This window comes from Pseudomonas nunensis, from assembly GCF_024296925.1.
In the GTDB taxonomy this organism is placed as follows: Bacteria; Pseudomonadota; Gammaproteobacteria; order Pseudomonadales; family Pseudomonadaceae; genus Aquipseudomonas; species Aquipseudomonas nunensis.
Window position 1 is genome coordinate 6,997,165 of sequence record NZ_CP101125.1, and the last position, 21,306, is coordinate 7,018,470.

Genomic DNA, 21,306 nt, shown 5'->3' on the forward strand with positions numbered 1-21,306 from the left:
CTACGGACGGTAAATTTTCTCAAAGACACCACAAAACAACTGTGGGAGCGGGCTTTCTCGCGAAAGCGGTCTTTCATTCAACATTAATGCTGACTGATCCACCGCCTTCGCGAGCAAGCCCGCTCCCACAAGGGATGTGTATCAGTGACCGGCGACGACGCGGGTGGAGCTCTCGGCATACACCGGCCCAAGCCGGTCAAGCCGCCCACTCCACGCCGTCAGCGCCAGGGCGACCAACACCACCAGGCCACCAATCCACGCGGTATGGATCAACCCCATATTCGCCACGATCAAGCCACCGCCCCACGCACCCCCGGCAATCCCGAGGTTGAACGCCGCGATGTTCAGGCCCGACGCCACGTCCACTGCATTCGGGGTGTGATGTTCGGCCTGACGCACGACATACACCTGCAGACCCGGCACGTTGCCGAACGCCACCGCACCCCAGACCAGCACGGTGGCGAGGGCCAGCCATGGATTGCTGGCGGTAAAGGTCAACACGAACAGCACGGCAGCGAGCAGGGCAAAGATGATTTTCAGCGCGCTGATCGGGCCACGTTTGTCCGCCAGTTTGCCGCCCCAGATATTACCAATCGCTACCGAGATGCCGTACACCAGCAGGACCAGGCTGACCGTGCTGGCGCTGAAACCCGAGATGTCTTGAAGGATCGGTGCCAGGAAAGTGAAGGCGATAAACGAGCCGCCGTAACCGACTGCCGTCATCGCGTACACCAGCAACAGGCGCGGTTGTTTCAGCACTTGCAGTTGTTCGAGCAACGAGGCGGGTTTGCTGTGGGTAATGTTTTTCGGCACATACAACAGGCTGCCGATAAACGCGATCACACCCAGCGCCGATACGGCGAGGAAGGTTTCACGCCAGCCGAAATGCTGACCGATAAAGGTCCCCAACGGCACGCCGGTGACCAGCGCCACGGTCAGGCCGGTGAACATGATCGCAATCGCGCTGGCGGCTTTTTCCTCCGGCACCAGGCTGGTGGCGATGGTCGAGCCAATCGAGAAAAACACCCCGTGGGCCAGGCCGGTAACGATCCGCGCGATGATCAGCGATTCGTAACTCGGCGCTTTCCAGGCCAGCAGGTTGCCGAGGGTGAACAGCACCATCAGCGACAACAGCAGCAATTTGCGCGGGACTTTGCCGGTGAGGGCGGTCAACACCGGCGCGCCAATGGCCACGCCCAGGGCGTAGAGGCTGACCAGCAGGCCGGCGGACGGCAGACTGACCCCGAGGTCGGCGCCGATGGTGGGTAACAGGCCAACGATGACGAACTCGGTCGTTCCGATGGCAAAGGCGCTGAGCGTCAGCGCGAGCAAGGCAATGGGCATGACTGCAACTCCGGTGGGTTATTTGATGGAGCGCAGTGTCGGGGTTTGGGTTGTGCGGAAAAATAGGGGGATTGGCATTTGATATTTGCGTTCAGGTCAAATATCGAAAAAGCACCGCAAGTCCCCTGTGGGAGCGGGCTTGATCAGGCCTAATGATTTTGGACACTTCAATCGGGCGTTATGATGGCGCCCAAATCTGAGGTGTTTGGTATGCGTACTTCTTATTCAACTGAATTCAAACTCAAGGCTGTCGGCATGGTGCTGGACGAGGGGATATCGGTTCCCGAGGTCTGTGCCAGTTTAGATATTGGCCCTACGGCCTTGCGTCGCTGGGTCGACCAGGTGCGTAAAGAACGCCAGGGTTCGACGCCGGTGGGAGCCAAAGCGATCACCGCTGACCAGCGAGAAATCCAGGAACTCAAAGCCTTGCTCAGGCAAAAAGACCGGGATATCGAAATCCTAAAAAAGGCCAGTGCTCTCCTGCTGTTGGACGCCAAAGATCATTCTCACTGATCAATGAGCTGGGCGAGCGATACGGCGTTAACGACTGCTGCCGGGTGTTTGAAGTCAGCCGCAGCAGTTTTTATGCCTGGCGTCAGCGCCAAGGCAAGGTGAACCCTGAGCGGGAGAAACTCAAAGCCATGCTGGTCGAGCATCACAAGGAATCCAGAGCGTCCGCGGGGGCGCGCACCCTCTCCAGGGAGCTGAAAGCCAAGGGGCATCGCGTCGGGCGGCACTTGGCTCGCAGCTTGATGCGAGAAGCCGGCGTGGTCAGTCGTCAGCGCCGGCGTCACAAATACAAGTCATCGGGTGTTGAAGCCTTGGTGGCGCCGCACGTGCTCAAGCGCGAGTTTGATGTCACGGCGATCAACCAAGTGTGGTGCGCGGACGTGACGTATATCAAGGTCGGCACGCGGTGGATGTATTTTGCAGCGGTTCTGGACCTGTTCGCCCGCCGGCTCGTGGGCTGGGCGTTTTCGATGATCTCGGATGCGGAGCTGACCTGCGAGGCCCTACGGATGGCGGTTGAGCTGCGAGGAAAACCCAAAGACGTGCTGTTTCACTCCGATCAAGGCTGCCAGTACACCAGCCATAAGTTCAGGAATGAGTTGCTGGCGAATGGGCTGCGGCAAAGCATGAGTCGTAAAGGCGAATGCTGGGATAACGCCCCGATGGAGCGTTTCTTTGGCAGTCTGAAATCAGAGTGGGTGCCTGAAGCCGGTTACCGCTCGGAGTATGAAGCCCGAGCTGATTTGCAGCGCTACGTGATGCGCTACAACAACGTCAGGCTTCATAGCTACAACGATTACCGGTCACCGGTCGCCATGGAGAAAATGGCGGCGTGAAAAACCGTAACGGGTGTCCAGAATTACTTGACCAGTTCAGCTTGCTCGCGAAAGCGGTGTGTCATTCAACCTATATATCAACTGACCCACCGCATTCGCGAGCAAGCTCGCTCCCACATGGGGACTTGCGGTGTTGGTTAAATCAGGCCAAAACCGAACTTGCCCGGCATTTGCCGATCAGTTCCTTACAGACCCTTCGCAAGGAGCTTCGCGTTTTGTTCAAGTTCAAGACCGCGATACTACTGGGGGCGTTGCTGATTCTGGGCAGCGGCGAGCTCGAAGCCGCCGCGCTGCCGGGCGTTCCCGCCACCGCCGAAGCGCCGGCCGCGCCCGAACCACTGGTCCAGGGCGGCCTGCTCGGCGCCATTAGTTCCAGCATCGACGACGTACAGGACAAACTCGACCTCAACGACAACCTGGTGGATGCCTGGCGCGTGCGCGCGGATCGGGCGGCGGACGAAGTCGACAAACTGGTCAACCAGCCATCCGCGCGTTCCGGCTGGAGCGTGACCGGGGATTTCCTGATGCTGTCCGGCGTCTGGCTCGGCACTTTTGCCTTGCTCACGGTGCTCGGCGGTCTGGCGGCCAAACGCCTGATCCAGGGCCGTTGGCTAAGCACCCGCCAACGCAGTCAGGACCTGCTCGGCTACCTGCTGCCCTACACGCTGCCGGCGATCGCCAGCCTGCCGCTGACCCTTTACGTCAGCCATTTCCTGCAAGCCTCGGCGGGGCGAGCGTTGGCGCTGTGTTTTGCTTACGCCACCAGCAGCGGCATTTTCTCGACCTCGATGCTGCTGTGCGTGGTCGTCATGTTCAACACCGGCCACAAGCGCCCGGCGGTGCAGATCATCCGCGACTTCTGCCCCAAACCGCTGTTCCTGATCGGCTTCCTTGCGGCGCTCAGCGATGCGTTGACCAGCCCACAGATTGCCCGGCAACTGGGCGGTAATATCACCAGCAGCGTGGCGGTATTTACCGGGCTGTTTGCCTCGATCATCTTCGGTTATCTGGTTATCCGCCTGCGACGCCCGGTGGCGCATCTGATCCGCAACCGCCCGTTGGCCCAACGCCTGAAACAACCGTCGCTACAAGAATCCCTGCGGATCTTTTCCGGGCTCTGGTACTGGCCGATTTTGCTGATGGTGATGGTCTCGGCGATCAACCTGATCGGCGTCGGTGAGGACAATCAAAAAGCCCTACGTTGCGCGTTATTCACCACGATCCTGCTGATCGCCACGGTGTTCCTGAGCACGATTTTCCAGCACCTGTTCAAATCCCGGAAAGCCGAAAGAATCCAGCGCAGCAGCGCCTACAAGGATCGCTTTCTCAGCCTGCTGCACGCGTTGCTGCGGATCGTCATGGCCGTGGCATTCATTGAAATCCTTGGGCGCATCTGGGGCATTTCGCTGTTCGAATTCGCCGAGCAAAACACCGTGGGCCGGGCCATTGGTAATGCGCTGAGCAGCATCGGTCTGATCTTCCTGGTGACGTGGTTGCTGTGGGTGGTGCTCGACACCGCGATTCAGGAGGCGCTGAAGCCACCGCTCAGCAAACGCTCGACGCGGCAACCGAGCACGCGGGTCAAAACCATCCTGCCGCTGCTGCGCAACGCGATCAAAATCATCCTGGTGGTGATCTGTGCGATCACCACCATGGCCAATCTGGGGATCAACGTTGCACCGCTGCTGGCGGGTGCCGGGGTGGTCGGTCTGGCCATCGGTTTCGGTTCCCAGCAACTGGTGCAGGACGTGATCACCGGGCTGTTCATCATCATCGAAGACACGCTGTCGATTGGCGACTGGGTGGTGCTCGACTCCGGCCACGCCGGTACCGTCGAAGGCCTGACCATCCGCACCTTGCGCCTGCGCGACGGCAAGGGCTTTGTGCATTCGGTGCCGTTCGGGCAGATCAAGGCTGTGACCAACCAATCGCGGCAATTCGCCTATGCGTTTTTCTCGGTGCAGTTCACCTACGACACCGATGTGGACAAGGCGATTGAACTGATCCGCGAGGCAGGGGATTCGATCCGCGACGACGCGTTCCTCAAGTACAACCTGCAAGGCCCGCTGGATGTGTTCGGCGTCGACAAGATGGACCTCAACGGCGTGGTGCTGACGGCGCAGTTCCGCACAGTGTCGGGCGGGCAATATGCAGTGAGCCGGGCGTTTAACCAGCGCTTGAAAAAACTTGTGGATAACAGCCCATGGGTGCACTTCGCGCAAACTTATCCACAGCAGGTGTTGATGCCGCATCGGGCGGTGGATGGAGTCGAAGAGGAAGGGCCGGCACCGGAGAACTCGCCGGTGTTGCTGCCGGATCAACCGCGAACTCAATGATCGGTGTTGTGGCTGATGGCCCATTCGCGAGCAAGCCCGCTCCCACAGGGGAACGCATTCCAATGTGGGAGCGGGCTTGCTCGCGGAGAGGCCGGCCCAACCAACCTCAATGCCGGATCAGTTTGCTGTGTAGTTCAGCACTCTCGGACTGATCCAGCTCCACCCAAAAAACCTGCTTCCCTGCAATCTCTGCGGCAGCCGGCAAGCCATCCCGATACACCAACCGATTACTCGCCAACGCCGGCACTTTCACCCCCGGCAATAACGTCCCGGCCAGGTTCAGCGGATCGACTCCGCACACCGCCACCAGACTCCCGTCATGCGGTCGGCGCCGCACTTCTCGCAGCAACGGAATCGCCTCCGGTAACGCAAACTGTTCACCGGCCAAGCCACTGACAAACCGCCCACCGCGAATCTCGCCCCGTGCCTCCAACCGATGAAACGTGCGCAGCAATTCACGCCAACTCGGCAACCAATCCGCCTCGCGTTCCAGCAAGCGCCAGAACACCACGCCGTAGCGGCGCAGCAAGGTCATGGCGATATGTTCCAGGGTGTCGCTCGGCGTCGGTGCCGGTCGTTTGTTATCCACAACCGGTGCTGGCGGTCCGCGTCGTAACAGAGCCCAGCGCCCGGCATCGTCCATGCCGCCGACAAACGCCCCACGCCCACGCCGACTGCTGCGCTGTTGGCGTTTGCTCGCCGGGGTGATCAGTGCGCGCAACCCGGCGAAGCTGTCGGCGTTCACCAACCCGGCGCCTACCAGTTCCTGCAAGGCGATTTCGAGTTCCGCGCGCAGCAGGTGCGCTTCGTGGATCAGCTCATCGAAAAACAACGCGCCGTGTTGGCTCAGTGCCTCGAAAACTTTTTGCGTCTTGGGTGAGAGTTCACTCACCGTCGTCTGCTCGGTCAAGCAGCTCCACAACCCGACCTGACTGCGTGGCAGCAGCAGAATCGGCGTGCTGCGCAGCGCCGTGCCCGTGCTTTTATTGCGCGCGGTCAGGCGCGTCCACACCAGTTTGCCGCTGCGGCACAGGTCATCCAGCCAGCTCGGCGAATAGTCCTTGAGCCGCGCCGGCAGGAGGTCGCTGTCCCACGCCGATGCAGCGGCGGGGTAGCCTTCGAACTGACTGACAATCGCCGGTAACACCGCACTGCCCTGGCCTTGGGTGGCGGGGGACAAATGCTGCCAGTCGAACAGAAATCGCATGAAATCCTGCAACGCCACCGGCTCGATTTCCCGGCGCAGGCGCTTGACCGTGTAGCGATGAATCCGCGCCAGCAAATGCCGTTCGCACCATTCGTCTTCACCAGTGCCCGGCGTGAATTGCCCGCGCAACACATAACCTTCGCGCTCCAGTTGCGCCAGGGCTTGAGTGACTTGAGTCGGCGGTAATCCGAGCGGTTCGGCGATCGCTTTCAGCGGTAAGGGACCAAACCCGCTAAGCCGCGCACGAACCACTTCCAGCACCGCTTCATCAATGTCCCAGGCTTCATCGAAACCGGGCAACGCTTGCAGTGGCGGCGTTAAAACCGCTTGTGGATAAATCGCTCGCAGGCAGGTCAAGCGCTCCAGCGCCAACCATAACGATTGCCCGTGATCGAGCTGCAAACGGCTGGCGCGCCCCGACTCAGCCAGGGTGTTCAACCAGTCGAGCCAATGCGGGTTGGCTTGAGCTTCGGCATCGGAAATGCACGTCAGGCTCATCAGCGCTTCGTGCATTTCATCGACGCCAGTGGGCGCAGGCCAGGCTTCATCGCGCACTGCCTGAATCGCCTCGGCATCCAGTGCGCCGAGGTCGTCGGTGGATTGCGGATCGCTCCAGCGTCGATTGATTACCGCTTGGGTGCGGCGTTCTTCCAGCGGTGCATCGTCTAGAAAAGTGTAGGGCCGGGCGCTAAGGATTTCTGCGGCCAGCGGCGAGGGCGCCGGCAGGTCGCGGCTGATCAGGCGCACGTCGCCGCTTTCCATGCGCCGCAACAGCGCGAGCCAGCCTTCGGTGTCCATGGCTTCGTGCAGGCAATCGTCGAGGGTTTGTTCCACCAGTGGATGCTCGGGCACTTCCCGTTCGCCGGCGAGGTTTTCCACGCAGGCAATCTGGTCGGGGAAGACGCTGGCGATCAGGTCTTCGCTTTTCATCCGCTGGATCTGCGGCGCAACCTTGCGCCCGCCGGTGTAACGCGGCAGCGCCAGGGCGACCCCGGCATTCCAGCGCCAGCGCACGCCAAACAGCGGCGCCTCAAGCACGGCTTGAATCAGGATGTGCTCGGCGCTGTTGCTGTGCAGGTAGCGCCAGACGTCATCGAGTTCAAAGCTGTGGCTGGTGGAGAGCGACAGCACAATCGCATCTTCGCTGGCGGCGGCCTGCAATTCGAAGTTGAAGGTGCGGCAGAAGCGCTTGCGCAGGGCCAAGCCCCAGGCACGGTTGATGCGGCTGCCGAACGGTGTGTGGATGATCAGTTGGGTGCCGCCGGACTCGTCGAAAAACCGCTCCATCAGCAACGTGTCCTGGGACGGCAGGGCGCCCAAAGTCAGGCGTGCGCGGGCGAGGTAATCCACCAGTTGATCAGCGCTGGCGAGGTTGAGGCCGAGGGTCCCGGTCAGCCAATCCATGGCGGGCTGCAAGTTGCCGGGCGTAGCGCCGAGCAGATCATCGAGTTGCGCTTGCAGGCGCGCCACGGCGAACGATAGTTCCGCGCTGCGCCCCGGCGCTTCGCCGAGCCAGAACGGAATGGTCGGCGGCTGGCCTTGGGCGTCTTCGACCCGAACCTTGCCGGTGTCGACCCGCAGGATGCGGTACGACGTGTTGCCGAGTTGGAAGATATCCCCGGCGATGCTCTCCACGGCGAAGTCTTCGTTGACGCTGCCGATGTTCAGACCTTGGGGTTCCAGCAACACGCTGTAGTCGGCGTTGTCCGGGATGGTGCCGCCGCTGGTCACCGCCGTCAGCTTGGCGCCACGACGCCCGCGCAAGGTGCGGCTCACGGCGTCGCGATGCAGGAAAGCACTGCGGATGCCCTGACGCCCGTTGTAGCCCTCGGCGAGCATTTGCAGCAGCGCCTTATAGTGTTTTTCGTCGAGACTGGCGTAGGGCGAGGCCTGGCGGAACAGGGCCAGCAGCGCGTCTTCGTGCCATTCCTGGCAACTGACCTCGGCGATGATTTGCTGGGCCAGTACGTCCAGCGGCGCGACCGGGATCAACAAGGTGTCGAGTTCGCCCCGGCGCACGCAGTCGAGCAGCGCGGCGCATTCGATCAGATCGTCGCGGGTGGTGGCGAATAACCGGCCTTTTGGCGTGCCGCCGACCTGGTGCCCGGAACGGCCAACCCGTTGCAGAAATCCGGCAATCGAGCGTGGCGACGCGATCTGGCAGACCAGATCGACATCGCCGATATCGATGCCCAATTCCAGCGACGCGGTGGCGATCAGCACTTGCAGGTCGCCGCGCTTGAGCCGTTGCTCGGCGTCGAGGCGAAATTCCTTGGCCAGGCTGCCGTGGTGCGCGGCCACCGCTTCTTTACCGAGGCGCTCGCTCAGGTGCCGGCTCAGGCGTTCGGCGAGACGCCGGGTGTTGACGAAAATCAGCGTGGTGCGGTGTTCGCGGGCGAGGGCGGCGAGGCGGTCGTAGACCAATTCCCAGACGTCATTGGCCATCACTGCGGAGAGCGGCACCGGCGGCACTTCGATGCCCAGATCCCGGGGGCGGGCGTGGCCGATGTCGATGATTTCGCACTCACGATCACGCCCAACCAGGAAACGCGAAACGGCTTCGATAGGTTTCTGCGTGGCGGACAGGCCGATGCGCATCAGCGGGTGCGGGCACAGCGCCTGCAAACGCTCCAGGCTCAGCGCCAAGTGGCTGCCGCGTTTGCTGGCGGCGATGGCGTGGATTTCATCGACAATTACCGTGCGCGTGGTGCCGAGCATTTTTCGCCCAGAGTCGGAGCCGAGCAGCACGTAAAGGGATTCCGGGGTGGTCACCAGAATGTGCGGCGCGGTCCTGCGCATCGCCGAGCGGTCTTTTTGCGGGGTGTCGCCGGTGCGCACGGCGGTGTTGATCTGCAATTCGGGCAAGCCCATCAGGCGCAATTGCTCGGTGATCCCGGCCAGCGGGTTTTGCAGGTTGATCTGGATGTCGTTGGACAGCGCTTTGAGCGGCGAGACGTAGACCACCAAGGTTTCGTCGGGCAACACGCCGTTGTTTTCCAGGCCCTGATGCACCAGCGCGTCGAGCACGGCGAGGAAAGCCGTCAGGGTTTTGCCGGAGCCGGTGGGCGCGGCGATCAGCGTCGAGCGATGCTGACGAATCAACGGCCACGCCCGGGCCTGGGCGGCGGTGACCGTCGGGAAGGTCTTGCTGAACCAGGCGCTGACGGCGGGATGGAAGCCGGCCAGGGCACTGTCTGCGGGGATGGGCAGATTCATGGGTTAATTTATGCGGGCGGGGTGGGGAAGATGCAAGTACCGCTTGGGTTATCACCCCCCTGTGGCGAGGGAGCTTGCTCCCGTTCGGCTGCGAAGCAGTCGTATATTCAGGCGATGCGGTGTGTCAGGAGAAACAGGGAGTCAGGTTTTGGGGCTGCTGCGCAGCCCAACGGGGGCAAGCCCCCTCGCCACAGAGGCACTGCGAAAATCGGGGATCTACACTTTACGGATGACGGTTGCGCACTAAACCCGCAAAATGCAACGATTCCGGCATCTATCGACGACATTGCCTGCGGGCAGTGTCGATAAAACCATTGTTCCAATCAGACTGGGCCTGCTGACTCTATGCGAATGCGCCTTATGTTACTGGGCGGCGGAAATGCCCTTGGGCAGGCGCTGATTCGCCTCGGTGCGGAGGAAGACATCGGTTTCCTCGCCCCCCGCCCACCACAAGACGGCTGGGACGCCGCGAGCTTGACGCAACTGCTCGACGACACCCGTCCGGACGCGCTGATCAACCTCGCCTACTACTTTGACTGGTTCCAGGCGGAGGCGGTCAGCGAACAGCGTCTGGCCGGGCAGGAACGCGCGGTCGAGCGCCTGGCCGAACTGTGCCAGCACCACAACATCGTTTTGCTGCAACCGTCGAGCTATCGCGTCTTCGACGGCTCCCGGGCCACGGCCTACAGCGAAAAAGACGAGCCGGTGCCCCTGGGCCTGCGCGGTCAGGCCTTGTGGCGGATCGAACAAAGCGTGCGCGCTACCTGCCCGCAACACGTATTGCTGCGTTTCGGCTGGCTGCTCGACGACAGCCCTGACGGCACCCTCGGGCGCTTCCTCGCGCGGGCTGAAACACCGGAAGAACTGCTGATGGCCGACGACCGCCGGGGTAATCCGACGCCGGTCGACGATGCGGCCCGGGTGATCATCTCGGTGCTCAAGCAACTCGATTGTGCGGCGCCGCTGTGGGGCACCTATCATTACGCCGGACATGAGGCGACCACGCCGCTGGCATTGGGGCAGGCGATCATCACCGAAGCACGCAACCTGCATGAACTGGCCATCGACGCGCCGACCGCCCAGGCTCACGCCGCCCGGCCCGACGCTGCCGAAGAGCCGCAACACGCGGTGCTGGCCTGCAAGAAAATTCTGCACACCTTCGGGATCAAGCCCCGCGCCTGGCGCGCGGCGCTCCCGGGCTTACTGGATAGGTTCTATCGCCATGGCTGACGGCCCAGTTTTCATCACCGGCGGCGCCGGTTTCATCGGTTCGCACCTCACGGATGCCTTGCTCGCCAAGGGCCATTCGGTTCGGATTCTCGATGACCTGTCCACCGGCAAACGCAGCAACCTGCCGCTGGACAACCCCAAGGTCGAGCTGATCGTCGGCGACGTCGCCGATGCGGCACTGGTCGCCCGTTCCATGCTCGGTTGCAGCGCTGTGGCGCACCTGGCGGCGGTGGCCTCGGTGCAAGCGTCGGTGGACGATCCGGTGAAAACTCACCAGAGCAACTTCATCGGCACCCTGAATGTCTGCGAGGCGATGCGCCAGGCCGGCGTAAAACGTGTGCTGTTCGCCTCCAGTGCGGCGGTGTATGGCAACAACGGCGAAGGCGAGTCGATTGACGAAGAAACCGCCAAGGCGCCACTGACGCCATACGCTTCGGACAAACTGGCCGGCGAGTACTACTTCGATTTCTACCGCCGCCAGCATGGCCTGGAACCAGTGGTGTTCCGTTTCTTCAACATCTTCGGCCCGCGCCAGGATCCGTCCTCGCCGTACTCCGGGGTGATCAGCATCTTCAGCGAACGCGCGCAGAAAGGCCTGCCAATCACCGTGTTTGGTGATGGCGAGCAGACCCGGGATTTTGTCTACGTTGAGGATCTGGTGGATTTGCTGGTGCAGGCCATCGAGAAGCCGCAGATCGAAGTCGGCGCGGTGAATGTCGGCTGGAACCAGGCGACCACGCTCAAGCAAATGCTCGAAGCGTTGCAGCAAGTGGTCGGTGAGTTACCGCCAGTGAGCTACGGCCCGGCGCGTTCCGGTGACATCCGTCACTCGCGGGCGAACAATCGTCGGTTGCTGGAGCGGTTTACTTACCCTGAGCAGACGCCGATGCGTGTTGGGCTGGCGCGGTTGCTCGGCCGCTGATCAAAAAAAGGCGCCTGTTGAGGCGCCTTTTTTATGGCCGGCATTTTAGCTATGGCTAGCCCGTCTCCTGTGGCGAGGGAGCTTGCTCCCGCTCGACTGCGTAGCAGTCGCAACCCAGTCGATGCGGTGTGCCAAATAAAGCTCAGTGGCCGGATTTGGGTCTGCTTCGCAGCCCAGCGGGAGCAAGCTCCCTCGCCACAACAGCCAGTCATGTTTCTCTTAGAACTTGTAACCAAGCCCGACCATGTAGATGAATGGATCAACATCCACATTGACCTTGGCCCGAGTGCCCGGCGCCACGGCGTCGTTTTCCACGGTCGCGCGGGTGTCGATGTCGATGTAGCGCATCTGGGCGTTGAGCATGATGTTGTCGGTGATCATGTAGTCAGCACCAACCTGGAACGCCATGCCCCAGGAGTTTTTCGCCTTGAAGTTGCTGAAGCCGTTGGCCTGGGCTTCGCTGCCGACGTGTTCGTCGTAGATCCAGGTGTAGTTGATACCGGCGCCGACATACGGCTGGAACGCGGACTTGCCGTCGAGTGGGTAGTACACGACGCTGAGGGTCGGCGGCAGGTGTTTCAGGGTGCCGAGTTTGCCGTTGGCCGCGCCCAACGCAGTGCCTTTGATCTTCACGTCATGCTCGAACGGCGAGGCGGCCAGCAGCTCGATCCCCCAGTGGCTGTCGATCATGTAGGCAAAGTTCAAACCCAGTTGCGTGTCGCTGCTCATGGTGGCCTTGCCACCCAGATCGGCACCGGCCAACGGACCCTGGTCAACCTTGACGCTGGAGCTGTCGGCTTTCGGGTTGACGGTGATCGCACCGGCGCGAACGATGATGTCGCCGGCCTCGTGGGCGTGGGCGAGCGGGGCTGCGAGCGCGAGGGCAAACAGCGAGGCGCAGAGCTTGGACTTGTTCATGGGGGCTCCAAAGGACGTTAAAAATGTTCGATGTCCAATGGTAAAGAGCCATCTGATACGGTCTTTTGATGCAGCTCAATGAAACAGTGATGGGGTGGGTTTTTGTGGAACCTTTGCCGGCCTCTTCGCGGGCAAGCCTCGCTCCTACAGGATCGGTGGTGACCTTGTAGGAGCGAGGCTTGCCCGCGAAGGCGTCCTTACAATCAACACAGAACTACGGATTCACTCCGGCAGTTCATACACATAAATCTTGTCCGCCTCCATCTGATAACCCGCATCCGCCAACTCGCTGCTGGACGCTTTAACCTGCAACGAACCCTCGATCCAGTACGGCTGATACAACTCATCCAGCTTCACGCCGACTTCGCTTTTCACATGCACGATCTGGTTCGACGGCGGTGGCGGCACGTGGATGCAGGCGCCGAAGTACGGCACCAGCAAAAACTCCGTCGTGCGTCCTTCCTCGCTCACTTCCAGCGGCACGATGTAACCCGGCAAGCGGATGTTCTGACCGTCGAGGCTTTTCACCACCGGCGCATTCGGCAGGTCCTGCTTGGCGGCAGGCGCCGACTCAAGGGTGCTGCTCATCTGCGACAGATCATGCAGCGGCGTCATGTTCGGCACTTCCGCCGGGGCGTCCGGCGGGATCATTTCCGACCAGGTCAAATCCTTCGGCTCGGCCGCCCACAGCGGCAGGGCGACCAGCATCAACAGCGCGAGCAGAGCGCGGGGCATCTTCAACGTCCTCATAAACGGATCGACAGGCCATCGGCCAGTGATTGGCGATATGCGCGCCAGGCCGGCACGCTGCCCATCAGCAGCGCCGCGATCAGGATGCCACCGAGCAGCGTCCATTCATATTCGCTCGGCCACGACAGCGGCAGGTACAAACCGTAATTCGCCTGCACATAACCTTGGGCGGCGGCGATGCACACGTACAACAACGCCACGCCGGCAATCACCCCGGACAGTGCCAGGGCAAAGGCTTCCAGCACCAGCAGCGTCGCGATGTGCCACGGCCGCGCGCCCACCGAACGCAGGATCGCCATTTCGCGGCGCCGTTCATTGAGGCTGGTGAGGATCGCCGTGAGCATGCCGATTAACCCGGTCAACACCACAAACAGCGAGACCACGAACAAGGCTTTTTCGGCGGTGCTCATCAAACTCCACAGCTCCTGCAACGCCACGCCCGGCAGGATCGCCAGCATCGGTTCGCCACGGAATTCGTTGATTTCACGCTGTACCGCGAAGGTCGAAATCTTGCTGTTGAGGCCGAGCATGAACGCGGTGATCGCTTGCGGCGTCAGGTCCATGTTGCGCGCCTGATCGGCGCTGATCCGGCCTTTGCCCTGGGCGGGCACGCCGTTGTGCCAGTCGATATGGATCGCTTCCATGCCGCCGAGGCTGATGTGCAACGTGCGGTCCACCGGGGTGCCGGTGCGTTTCAGAATGCCGACCACGGTGAAGGGTTTGTCGTCGTGCTTGACCAGGCTGATTACCGCCACGCCGTGGGACAACACCAGTTTGTCGCCGAGTTTGTAGTGCAGCGCATCCGCGACTTCGGCACCGAGCACCACTTCGAACGGGTCGGTGGCGAAGGCGCGGCCGTCAGCCAGTTCCAGGTGTTGCTGATGACCGTACTGGTAGTGCTCGAAGTAGGCCTCGGTGGTGCCCATCACGCGATAACCACGATGGGAATCGCCGAGGGACATCGGGATCGCCCACTTCACTTTCGGGTTGTTGGCGAATTGTTCGAAGCTGTCCCAACGGATGTTGTTGGTGGCGTTGCCGATGCGGAACACCGAATACAGCAACAGATTCACCGAACCGGAACGGGCGCCGACGATCAGGTCGGTGCCGCTGATGGTGCTGGCGAAACTGGCCTTGGCTTCGGTGCGTACGCGTTCCACCGCTAACAGCAGGCACACCGACAGGGCGATGGCGAACGCGGTGAGTATCGCGGTGAAGCGGCGGTTAGCCAGGCTGGCCAGGGCTAGACGAAACAAATACATCTCAGACCTCGAACGGGGTGGCGGCGCGATTGAGCTCGGTCAGCGACAGGTTGCGGTCGAACAGCGGCGCGAGGCTCTGGTCATGGCTGACGAACAACAGGCTAGAACCCGCCTCGCGGCACTCGGCGAACAGCAGGCGAATGAAATTCTCGCGAGCGTCGTAGTCCAGCGCCGAAGTCGGTTCGTCGGCGATCACCAGTTCCGGTTGGCCGATCAACGCCCGAGCGGCGGCAACCCGTTGTTGCTGGCCGATGGACAATGAATCGGCACGACGGCCGAGGATGCTTTCATCCTTCAAACCCAAATGCGCGAGGAGGGTGGCGGCGGCCTGATCGACGCTGCCGTGGCGCTGTTTCGCGCGTTCGGCGCGCAATTTGGAAAAGTGGCAGGGCAACTCGACGTTCTCGCGTACCGAGAGAAACGGCAGCAAGTTGAACTGCTGGAAGATGTAGCCGGTGTGATCGACACGAAAGCGATCCCGCGCACCGGCGCCGAGGTCGGTCAGCTCCTGGCCGAGCAAACGGATGCTGCCGCGATCCGGCTTCTGCACTCCGCCGAGCAGGCCGAGCAGGGTGGTCTTGCCACTGCCGCTGGGGCCTTTGAGGAACAGGGTTTCACCGGGCTCCAGGCGAAACGCCGGGATATCCAGCAGCGGCGGATGACCGGGCCAACTGAAGCCCAGGTCGGACAGTTCGATGAGTGCTTGGGTCATGGCGCCGATTTCATGGGTGTTGATGACCTGTGTAGGAGCTGACGAGTGAAACGAGGCTGCGATCTTTTGACTTTAAAGATCAAGGTCAAAAGATCGCAGCCTCGTTTCACTCGTCAGCTCCTACAGGGGTTTGTGGTGGATCAGAACTTCAGGGCTGCAGCCTTGGCCGTCACTTCAACGCCTTGCTGGCCGCTCGGGCTGATCAGTTGTACCTGAATCTTCTGGGTCGCCGGGAAGGTGTTGAAGATCGTCGCCAGGTCCAGGGTTTTCAGCGCGCCGGGTGCCGAGCAACTGAATTGGTAGTGGGCGTGGATTTCGCTGTGGTCGTGGTGATGCTCGTGACCGTCCTTGTCCGCTTCGTCGTGATCATCGTCGGCGTCCGGCTTGTCACCGAACAGCGGGCTTTCCAGTTCCTGGGTCGCGACCTTGCAACCGGCGGCTTTCGGCAGGTTGAACAGCGCCAGCGGGTTTTCCAGCTTCGCCTTGGCGGCGGCGACTTTGGCTTTGTCGGCATCGCTGGTGGCGGCGTGTTCGAAGCCCACCAGGTTCATCGCCGGGCTTTCCAGTTCCAGTTCCAGGGTCTGGCCGTCCAGCGCCGCGTTCAGGCGGCCGACGCCATGTTCATGAGCGCCGAGGCTACCGTGTTCATCAGCGGCATAGGCGACGGCCAGCGGCAACAGGGCAAACGGCAGAGCGAGAAGCAGACGACGCATGGCGGTCTCCGGGAAGTAAAGTGAAGAGTTTGTTATGTAATCTTATAACGAAAGTTGGTGGATTCTGCCCGCGTGATGGAGGATGCACAAGTCCCAATTCAGGCCGTGTCGTCCAAACGCTTGGCATTTGCGTCAGACGAGCGCTTTCGATTGCAGAATGGCTTTGCAGGTTTCGAATGGCGGAGGCGGAAGGTACATGTGGCGCGCGCCAGAGAGGGCTGGCGGGCAAGTATCGTGGTTGCCACAACTCATGGCCGAGTTGCGACAACCGTATCGATCAGTTCATCGAGCTGCTGACGCCAGGGCAGTTCTTTGTTCAAAGACTGGTTCTAACGAAACGACCATCTTTTATGCCCCAGATAACTGGTGAACACCGGCACAACCACACCGATGGCGTGAGCTATTTCCGGAACCAGCAGGGTGACGCCCAGCGCAGGCAGGACGTAATAAGCGAGCCCCACGCTGATCAAAAAGGTTTGCAGTATGGCAACCAGATTGACCAGCACGAAGAACATTGCAGATTTATGCACTGCTTGCTGGCTGTCGGAGAAGACAAAAAGCCTTGAAAGTATGAAGGCAGTAATCATACCCGTTAGATAAGCCAGAACGACGGCAGTCGAAAAACTTGTCCACTGGTTGTAAAGAACCCTGGAACCGAAATTGACGGCCGCGGCAGTACCGCCCGTCAGCAGAAAAGTCAGAAACTGCCTGGACATGAATTGCTGTATCACGAAGAAATATCTCGCGCCATTTGACGACCGAAATCGATACTCTCGGAAATGCCCCGATCTTCCGGATAGTAGTAGGACGTGTCTGCCACCCACAATCCTTCAATGGGGAGAGAAACAGGAGGCAGTTTTTCCAGATAGCCCGGATCACAGATAGGTTGGGCATATCGGTACCGACTCGCACGCAACTCAATGAAATCTTCATCCTGCAGTGCCGGATTGATCTTCTTGAGATAACGCTGAACTTTGTCGAGGAAGGCCTGATCAGGTTCCGAGAACATTGGATGCTCTCCAGGTACGTAAAACGGAACGTACACAATATGCTGATCCAGAGGACGTAGATTCGAGTATTCCACCAACCCTGGAATGTCCATTTCAGGATCGTTGGTGTTCAACCAGAAGTTCTCTGACACCGGTTTGCTTAATTTTGCGATGACGCAAACGACTGCAATGTTTTTCACAGCCTTGTATTTGGCGAGAATTTCGCTTGGCAGATCCGGCATGACCCGGGGCACAAAAGGCAACGGAATCGTACTGATGACCTTATCAAATGCCTCTACCGTGGTACCGACTTCAACGCCTTGGACTTTGCCGTTTTCGATCACCACGCGGGTTACAGGCGTTTGCAGGCGGATATCGCCGCCATTGGCCTCGATATCGGCTTTCAGTGCGCGAAGAAGAGTGTCTGAGCCACCTTCAAGGTAGCCAAGCTTTTCCTTGAACAGACTGTAGCGAGAGCGACCGATTCGGCGGATCCGGCTCCAGATCCAGGCAGCGGAAAGGTTGTCGCTGTAGTCATAGAATTTGTAGTCGAACAAGCGCCGCCAGAGTACTTCCCATGCTTGAGGGCCCACCCAACGCTTGATCCAGCCGGTCGCTTCAACATTGTCGAGAGGCTTCCAGTCGTTGCGTTTGGTGCAAAGAAACGCATGTAGCCCGTAGCGAATCTTGGCGATCAGACCGAGACCGCGAAATTTCAGCAACGCTATCGGATTGCCCCAAGGCTGGAGTTGGTCCTGATACCAGTACCCCATCTTTGTTTCGACCCAGTGCATCTTGTCGGCCAAGCCCAGTTCTGAGAGTACGGTAAGAAATGCATGGTCGGAAATGCAATGGAAATGGTAATAACGCTCGATACTCAATCCTGAAAAGTCGAACGAGGCGGTCATCCCCCCCACACGGTCGTCGGCTTCAAATACAACCGGGTTGTGGCCGTCGCGCGCCAATTGATAAGCAACAGCCAACCCCATAGGGCCCGCGCCGAGAACAGCAATACGCTGGCCCATGGTTAAAACTCCAGTACGAATTTGCTGTAATTAGGGTCGTTGAAGGTCTCGTCTATTGCCTTGGCAAACGGAGTAAACGGGACATTGAAGATGGTTGGCCAATCAATCACCTCAAACTCGTCCTTGGCGCTGAGGGCGGCTAACTGTTGAGTGGTGAATGGCGGGTTCTTATCAAATTGGCCCCATATCCAGATCAGCGCATAGAACAAGCTGTACGGGATTTTTACTATTGGCGTTTTCAATCGCGTGGCTTTCTTGATTTCACGAATGATATCAATGTAGTCAACTTTCTCATGGCCGGAAATATTGTAGATTCCGTTATGCTCCCGATTGTCAATGCAGTTGATGATGACATTGCAGAAATCCCCCGCATACAGGGGCTGGCGCATGTATCGGCCATGTCCTGGAATTGGAAAAACCGGCACTTTTTTCATGAAGCGGGAAAGCCAACCTAAATGCTTACGGTCGAACCAGCCGAACATCAAGGTAGGCCGCAGGATAGGACACGCAATGCCACTTTCCAGCACCATCTGCTCCTGATCTTTCTTGCTCCTGGTATAAAAGTCGTCCGCTACCGACTCTACAACGGAAGAGCTGATATGGACGAGTCGCGGTACGTCGTTAGCCTTGATGGCCTCAAGAATCAAACGAGTTGAGTCGACGTTGTTCCTTATGAACTCCTGGTAATCGTTGCCGCCAATCTGGGCTTGCAACATCACCACCACGTCGGCACCGACGAAGTGTCGCTGCCATTGGCCCGGCTCTGCCAGATCTGCGAACTCAACCGTGATGTCAGGCTGGACTCTCTTCAACACTTCGATGTTTTTCAGGTGCTTATCCAAAACAACGATGTTGTTGTAGCCTTTGGCTTTCAAGCGGGCAACCAGATTTTGCCCAACCAGGCCAGCACCGCCCGGTAATATGATTTTATTTGTCTGCATGAGTTGTCCGCTTGCCAATGGTTACAATGCTTTGGGATGGCTGACAGATTTTTACCTGGTCCGCCTCTTTGAATCCCAGGCTCAGAGAGTATTCGCCATCAAGTCCGGAAACGTCTGCATTAGCGACGTAGCCCGCCTTATCGAGATCAGGGTTCTTGAGTGCGGCGCCAACATCAGGCCGCATCGATACACGTGTATATATCAGTTTCACCTGGCCATTCTTGTTCCAAAGCACGATGACCGGCGTTGCAGGTCGCGGTCCCTCGGCTGTCGACGTCGCGAGCCAGCCATCGACTCTCAGAAGACTGGAAGTCGCCATGGCTTTCGTCGGTGGTACTCCGTTGACCAGATCAATAACCCCCAAGCAGTAACTATCAGGCGCTTTTTGCGGGTCCGACTGTGCATCCGTGACGGGGTCAAAGGTGTAAAGCTTTTTCAGATCGATTGGCGGTGGCAGATCGAGGCTTTTAAACTTCACTGAAAACTCATTTTGCCAGAAAGTTGTCTTGCCCTTTACTTGAACGATGCTGAATGACTTGACCCGCTTGTGCTCGTAGAACGATGAGTCGCCAAACAGCATGCCGAAGTCGCTGGTGTTTTCCACAAGTGGCGAAATGATGAAGCCCGATTTAGTGAACCCCGATATGAGCCGGTATTCCTGGCTCTGGCCGCCCGTCAGCGTAACTTTTATCTTCAGTTGTGCTGACTTGAACAAGATATTGGCAAGGTGTCCAAACAGGTTGGGCTTGATGTCCAGTTCGACAAATACTGGAGACGCCATGTCAGGGACAGAGATCTCTTCACCTAAGTGGTGGATTGCGCTCTGGATGGTCGTGGGATTGGCATCATTGGTCGGCGTCGGGTTTTTCGCCAGAAACAGGCGATTATCAGCCCGCAACATTGTCGGATGGTAGTTACTTAACAACGCTGGCCAGCTCGTCCCGTCTTCGAGGGCCGGGAATCTGTGATCCAGAGGTTCCACACTAAAAATGATGTTGTCGGGTGCGTTGGCTCCGAGCAGATGATCTCTGTTCTTTATGGCCAGAGATTCGGTATAGACGGAATAGCTTTGCAGGATTGGACGCGGATTCCACTGGTTGCCCGAGGCGATTAAGTCGGACTGGCTGTAAGAGTATATGTCGGTTGTTCCCTGAAGAATCGGGAGGTTCGCAGATTCTTTGATATTGTTGACTGCAGCACTGAATTTCTTGTCCAGCCAATGGCTGTCTTCAAGACTGTTGGATATCCCTTCGTATGCCTTGGTGTAAGTTTGAACGATATTGTGTTTGAGGAAGGCAGTGTTGGTTTTTACGTAGTTATTGATGATGTAAAAACTCGCAAGGATGCATAAGCCTGCGACCGCCAGATTGAGCTTGTTGCTTGTTACCGAAAGGTAAATAAGTGCGGCTGTTATCAAGGAAATGGCCGCCATTGAAGCGTGCCCATCATGTCTGACAAAACCACCCTTGAATGCCAGGAACAGAAAGACAGAAAAAATACACCACAAGAACATGTTTTCGGGTTTGAACTGTCTTCTGTTCGCGAACAGCCCCGCGCATAGTACTGCTGACGCCAGCAGATAATTCCAGATCTCGCTGACTTTGCCAACGTAAGACATCGCGTCGGTGTAGCCTGACGCAATAGGGCCCATGTTCGCTATGTATGCAGGCATATCACTTATGGACTGTCCGGATACAAGCCAGAAAAATATCATCGAGCTTGCCGGAAGTGCGAGGGACATGACCGCCAGTGCTTTCTCTTTCTTCATTACGAACAGCAGAAAACAGAGTATGGAAATTGCCCCGCAGAGAATCAGCATCGAACCCTTGATTAGCGCAGGCAGGCCCAGGCTGAAAAGCAGAATGATCAGGGCGAGGTTGATCGACTTGCTCTTCTCGGAGCCTGTTTCTTTTAACATCATCGCCTTGTAGGCACTGGCGGCCACGATCAGCGTGAAAGAAAACAGTAGAGAGTCGCGCGAGTAGACGAGGCTCGCCAGAAAAAGGCTGTAAACAAGCCCTAGGCACCATCGCTCTTTATTGATCAGGAACAGCGTTCCGATGGTATATGCCAAGGCAAGAAACACGCTGCCCAGCAGCATTAAAGATCCGGTAGCGGGGTGGTACTCTTTTGTGTAGACCGAGGCATACGGGCCAAACGTAAATATGACATCACGGCCAAATGCCATATGCTGCGCAATGGCCTCGTTCATGCCGAACATCCACGAATTGTCCAGGCCAGCCGCTGGCATTTTCGGGTAAAACGGAATGAACAGGCAAGCAATCGTGATGACGAGTAAAAGGCGAATGGCTGTTGTAAATAAATTTCTGTATGTACGGAAGTTTACGGCTGTGTGTTGTTCAATGTTCGTCATTCAATTTGTTCCGCGATTGAT

Annotated in this window: 16 protein-coding genes; 5 read left to right on the top strand and 11 right to left on the bottom strand. The window is 58.9% G+C overall.

Features of this window, described 5'->3' with window-relative positions:
- Positions 1-141: 141 nt before the first annotated feature.
- Positions 142-1,344, bottom strand: a complete 1,203-nt coding sequence (locus NK667_RS30990; protein WP_054616793.1) for an MFS transporter — start codon at positions 1,342-1,344, stop codon at positions 142-144.
- Positions 1,345-1,554: 210 nt separating this feature from the next.
- Here NK667_RS30990 and NK667_RS30995 point away from each other — a divergent pair, with 210 nt between their 5' ends.
- The 3 genes from NK667_RS30995 (at position 1,555) to NK667_RS31005 (ending at position 5,026) form a co-directional block, all read left to right on the top strand.
- Complete coding sequence (locus NK667_RS30995) at positions 1,555-1,857, top strand: transposase (protein WP_054055342.1); 303 nt, start codon at positions 1,555-1,557, stop codon at positions 1,855-1,857.
- Between the two features lie 8 nt (positions 1,858-1,865).
- On the top strand, positions 1,866-2,690 hold the full coding sequence (locus tag NK667_RS31000) for an IS3 family transposase (RefSeq protein ID WP_236708629.1): 825 nt from the start codon (positions 1,866-1,868) through the stop codon (positions 2,688-2,690).
- A gap of 215 nt (positions 2,691-2,905) precedes the next feature.
- Complete coding sequence (locus NK667_RS31005; protein ID WP_054616792.1) at positions 2,906-5,026, top strand: mechanosensitive ion channel family protein; 2,121 nt, start codon at positions 2,906-2,908, stop codon at positions 5,024-5,026.
- A gap of 106 nt (positions 5,027-5,132) precedes the next feature.
- On the opposite strand, the gene NK667_RS31010 is transcribed toward NK667_RS31005, so the two are convergent.
- On the bottom strand, positions 5,133-9,449 hold the full coding sequence (locus tag NK667_RS31010; RefSeq protein ID WP_054616791.1) for a DEAD/DEAH box helicase: 4,317 nt from the start codon (positions 9,447-9,449) through the stop codon (positions 5,133-5,135).
- A gap of 345 nt (positions 9,450-9,794) precedes the next feature.
- On the opposite strand from NK667_RS31010, the gene NK667_RS31015 reads away from it, so the two are divergent.
- Positions 9,795-10,679 (top strand): sugar nucleotide-binding protein, encoded by an 885-nt coding sequence (locus NK667_RS31015; protein ID WP_054052295.1) that lies wholly within the window; start codon positions 9,795-9,797, stop codon positions 10,677-10,679.
- On the top strand, positions 10,672-11,601 hold the full coding sequence (locus NK667_RS31020; protein WP_054052297.1) for an NAD-dependent epimerase/dehydratase family protein: 930 nt from the start codon (positions 10,672-10,674) through the stop codon (positions 11,599-11,601). Before NK667_RS31015 ends, NK667_RS31020 begins: the two co-directional genes overlap by 8 nt.
- A 219-nt stretch (positions 11,602-11,820) precedes the next feature.
- Here NK667_RS31020 and NK667_RS31025 read toward each other — a convergent pair whose 3' ends face one another.
- From NK667_RS31025 to NK667_RS31065, 9 genes are all read right to left on the bottom strand, one after another.
- Positions 11,821-12,519 carry an OmpW/AlkL family protein gene (locus NK667_RS31025; RefSeq protein WP_054616790.1) on the bottom strand — a complete coding sequence of 233 codons (699 nt, stop codon included), beginning with the start codon at positions 12,517-12,519 and terminating at the stop codon, positions 11,821-11,823.
- A gap of 222 nt (positions 12,520-12,741) precedes the next feature.
- Complete coding sequence (locus NK667_RS31030) at positions 12,742-13,254, bottom strand: DUF3299 domain-containing protein (protein ID WP_054052301.1); 513 nt, start codon at positions 13,252-13,254, stop codon at positions 12,742-12,744.
- A gap of 11 nt (positions 13,255-13,265) precedes the next feature.
- Positions 13,266-14,531 (bottom strand): ABC transporter permease, encoded by a 1,266-nt coding sequence (locus tag NK667_RS31035; protein ID WP_054616789.1) that lies wholly within the window; start codon positions 14,529-14,531, stop codon positions 13,266-13,268.
- Between the two features lies 1 nt (position 14,532).
- Positions 14,533-15,243, bottom strand: coding sequence for an ABC transporter ATP-binding protein (locus tag NK667_RS31040; RefSeq protein ID WP_054616788.1), 711 nt, complete (start codon positions 15,241-15,243; stop codon positions 14,533-14,535).
- Between the two features lie 140 nt (positions 15,244-15,383).
- Complete coding sequence (locus NK667_RS31045; protein WP_054052307.1) at positions 15,384-15,956, bottom strand: DUF2796 domain-containing protein; 573 nt, start codon at positions 15,954-15,956, stop codon at positions 15,384-15,386.
- A gap of 329 nt (positions 15,957-16,285) precedes the next feature.
- Positions 16,286-16,672, bottom strand: a complete 387-nt coding sequence (locus NK667_RS31050; RefSeq protein WP_177331478.1) for a GtrA family protein — start codon at positions 16,670-16,672, stop codon at positions 16,286-16,288.
- 11 nt (positions 16,673-16,683) lie between these two features.
- Positions 16,684-17,970 carry an NAD(P)/FAD-dependent oxidoreductase gene (locus NK667_RS31055; RefSeq protein WP_054616787.1) on the bottom strand — a complete coding sequence of 429 codons (1,287 nt, stop codon included), beginning with the start codon at positions 17,968-17,970 and terminating at the stop codon, positions 16,684-16,686.
- A 2-nt stretch (positions 17,971-17,972) separates the two neighbouring features.
- Positions 17,973-18,911, bottom strand: coding sequence for an NAD-dependent epimerase/dehydratase family protein (locus NK667_RS31060; protein ID WP_054616786.1), 939 nt, complete (start codon positions 18,909-18,911; stop codon positions 17,973-17,975).
- A complete protein-coding gene (locus NK667_RS31065; protein ID WP_054616785.1) occupies positions 18,898-21,285 on the bottom strand; it encodes a hypothetical protein in 2,388 nt (795 codons plus the stop codon). The genes NK667_RS31060 and NK667_RS31065 overlap by 14 nt, the downstream gene beginning before the upstream one ends.
- Positions 21,286-21,306 lie beyond the last annotated feature (21 nt).

Bases quoted from the DNA above. Each gene is read 5' to 3' on its own strand.
- NK667_RS30990 (WP_054616793.1), bottom strand. From the start codon at position 1,344: ATGCCCATTGCCTTGCTCGCGCTGACGCTCAGCGCCTTTGCCATCGGA.
- NK667_RS30995 (WP_054055342.1), top strand. From the start codon at position 1,555: ATGCGTACTTCTTATTCAACTGAATTCAAACTCAAGGCTGTCGGCATG.
- NK667_RS31010 (WP_054616791.1), bottom strand. From the start codon at position 9,449: ATGAATCTGCCCATCCCCGCAGACAGTGCCCTGGCCGGCTTCCATCCC.
- NK667_RS31015 (WP_054052295.1), top strand. From the start codon at position 9,795: ATGCGAATGCGCCTTATGTTACTGGGCGGCGGAAATGCCCTTGGGCAG.
- NK667_RS31020 (WP_054052297.1), top strand. From the start codon at position 10,672: ATGGCTGACGGCCCAGTTTTCATCACCGGCGGCGCCGGTTTCATCGGT.
- NK667_RS31025 (WP_054616790.1), bottom strand. From the start codon at position 12,519: ATGAACAAGTCCAAGCTCTGCGCCTCGCTGTTTGCCCTCGCGCTCGCA.
- NK667_RS31030 (WP_054052301.1), bottom strand. From the start codon at position 13,254: ATGCCCCGCGCTCTGCTCGCGCTGTTGATGCTGGTCGCCCTGCCGCTG.
- NK667_RS31035 (WP_054616789.1), bottom strand. From the start codon at position 14,531: ATGTATTTGTTTCGTCTAGCCCTGGCCAGCCTGGCTAACCGCCGCTTC.
- NK667_RS31040 (WP_054616788.1), bottom strand. From the start codon at position 15,243: ATGACCCAAGCACTCATCGAACTGTCCGACCTGGGCTTCAGTTGGCCC.
- NK667_RS31045 (WP_054052307.1), bottom strand. From the start codon at position 15,956: ATGCGTCGTCTGCTTCTCGCTCTGCCGTTTGCCCTGTTGCCGCTGGCC.
- NK667_RS31050 (WP_177331478.1), bottom strand. From the start codon at position 16,672: ATGTCCAGGCAGTTTCTGACTTTTCTGCTGACGGGCGGTACTGCCGCG.
- NK667_RS31055 (WP_054616787.1), bottom strand. From the start codon at position 17,970: ATGGGCCAGCGTATTGCTGTTCTCGGCGCGGGCCCTATGGGGTTGGCT.
- NK667_RS31060 (WP_054616786.1), bottom strand. From the start codon at position 18,911: ATGCAGACAAATAAAATCATATTACCGGGCGGTGCTGGCCTGGTTGGG.
- NK667_RS31065 (WP_054616785.1), bottom strand. From the start codon at position 21,285: ATGACGAACATTGAACAACACACAGCCGTAAACTTCCGTACATACAGA.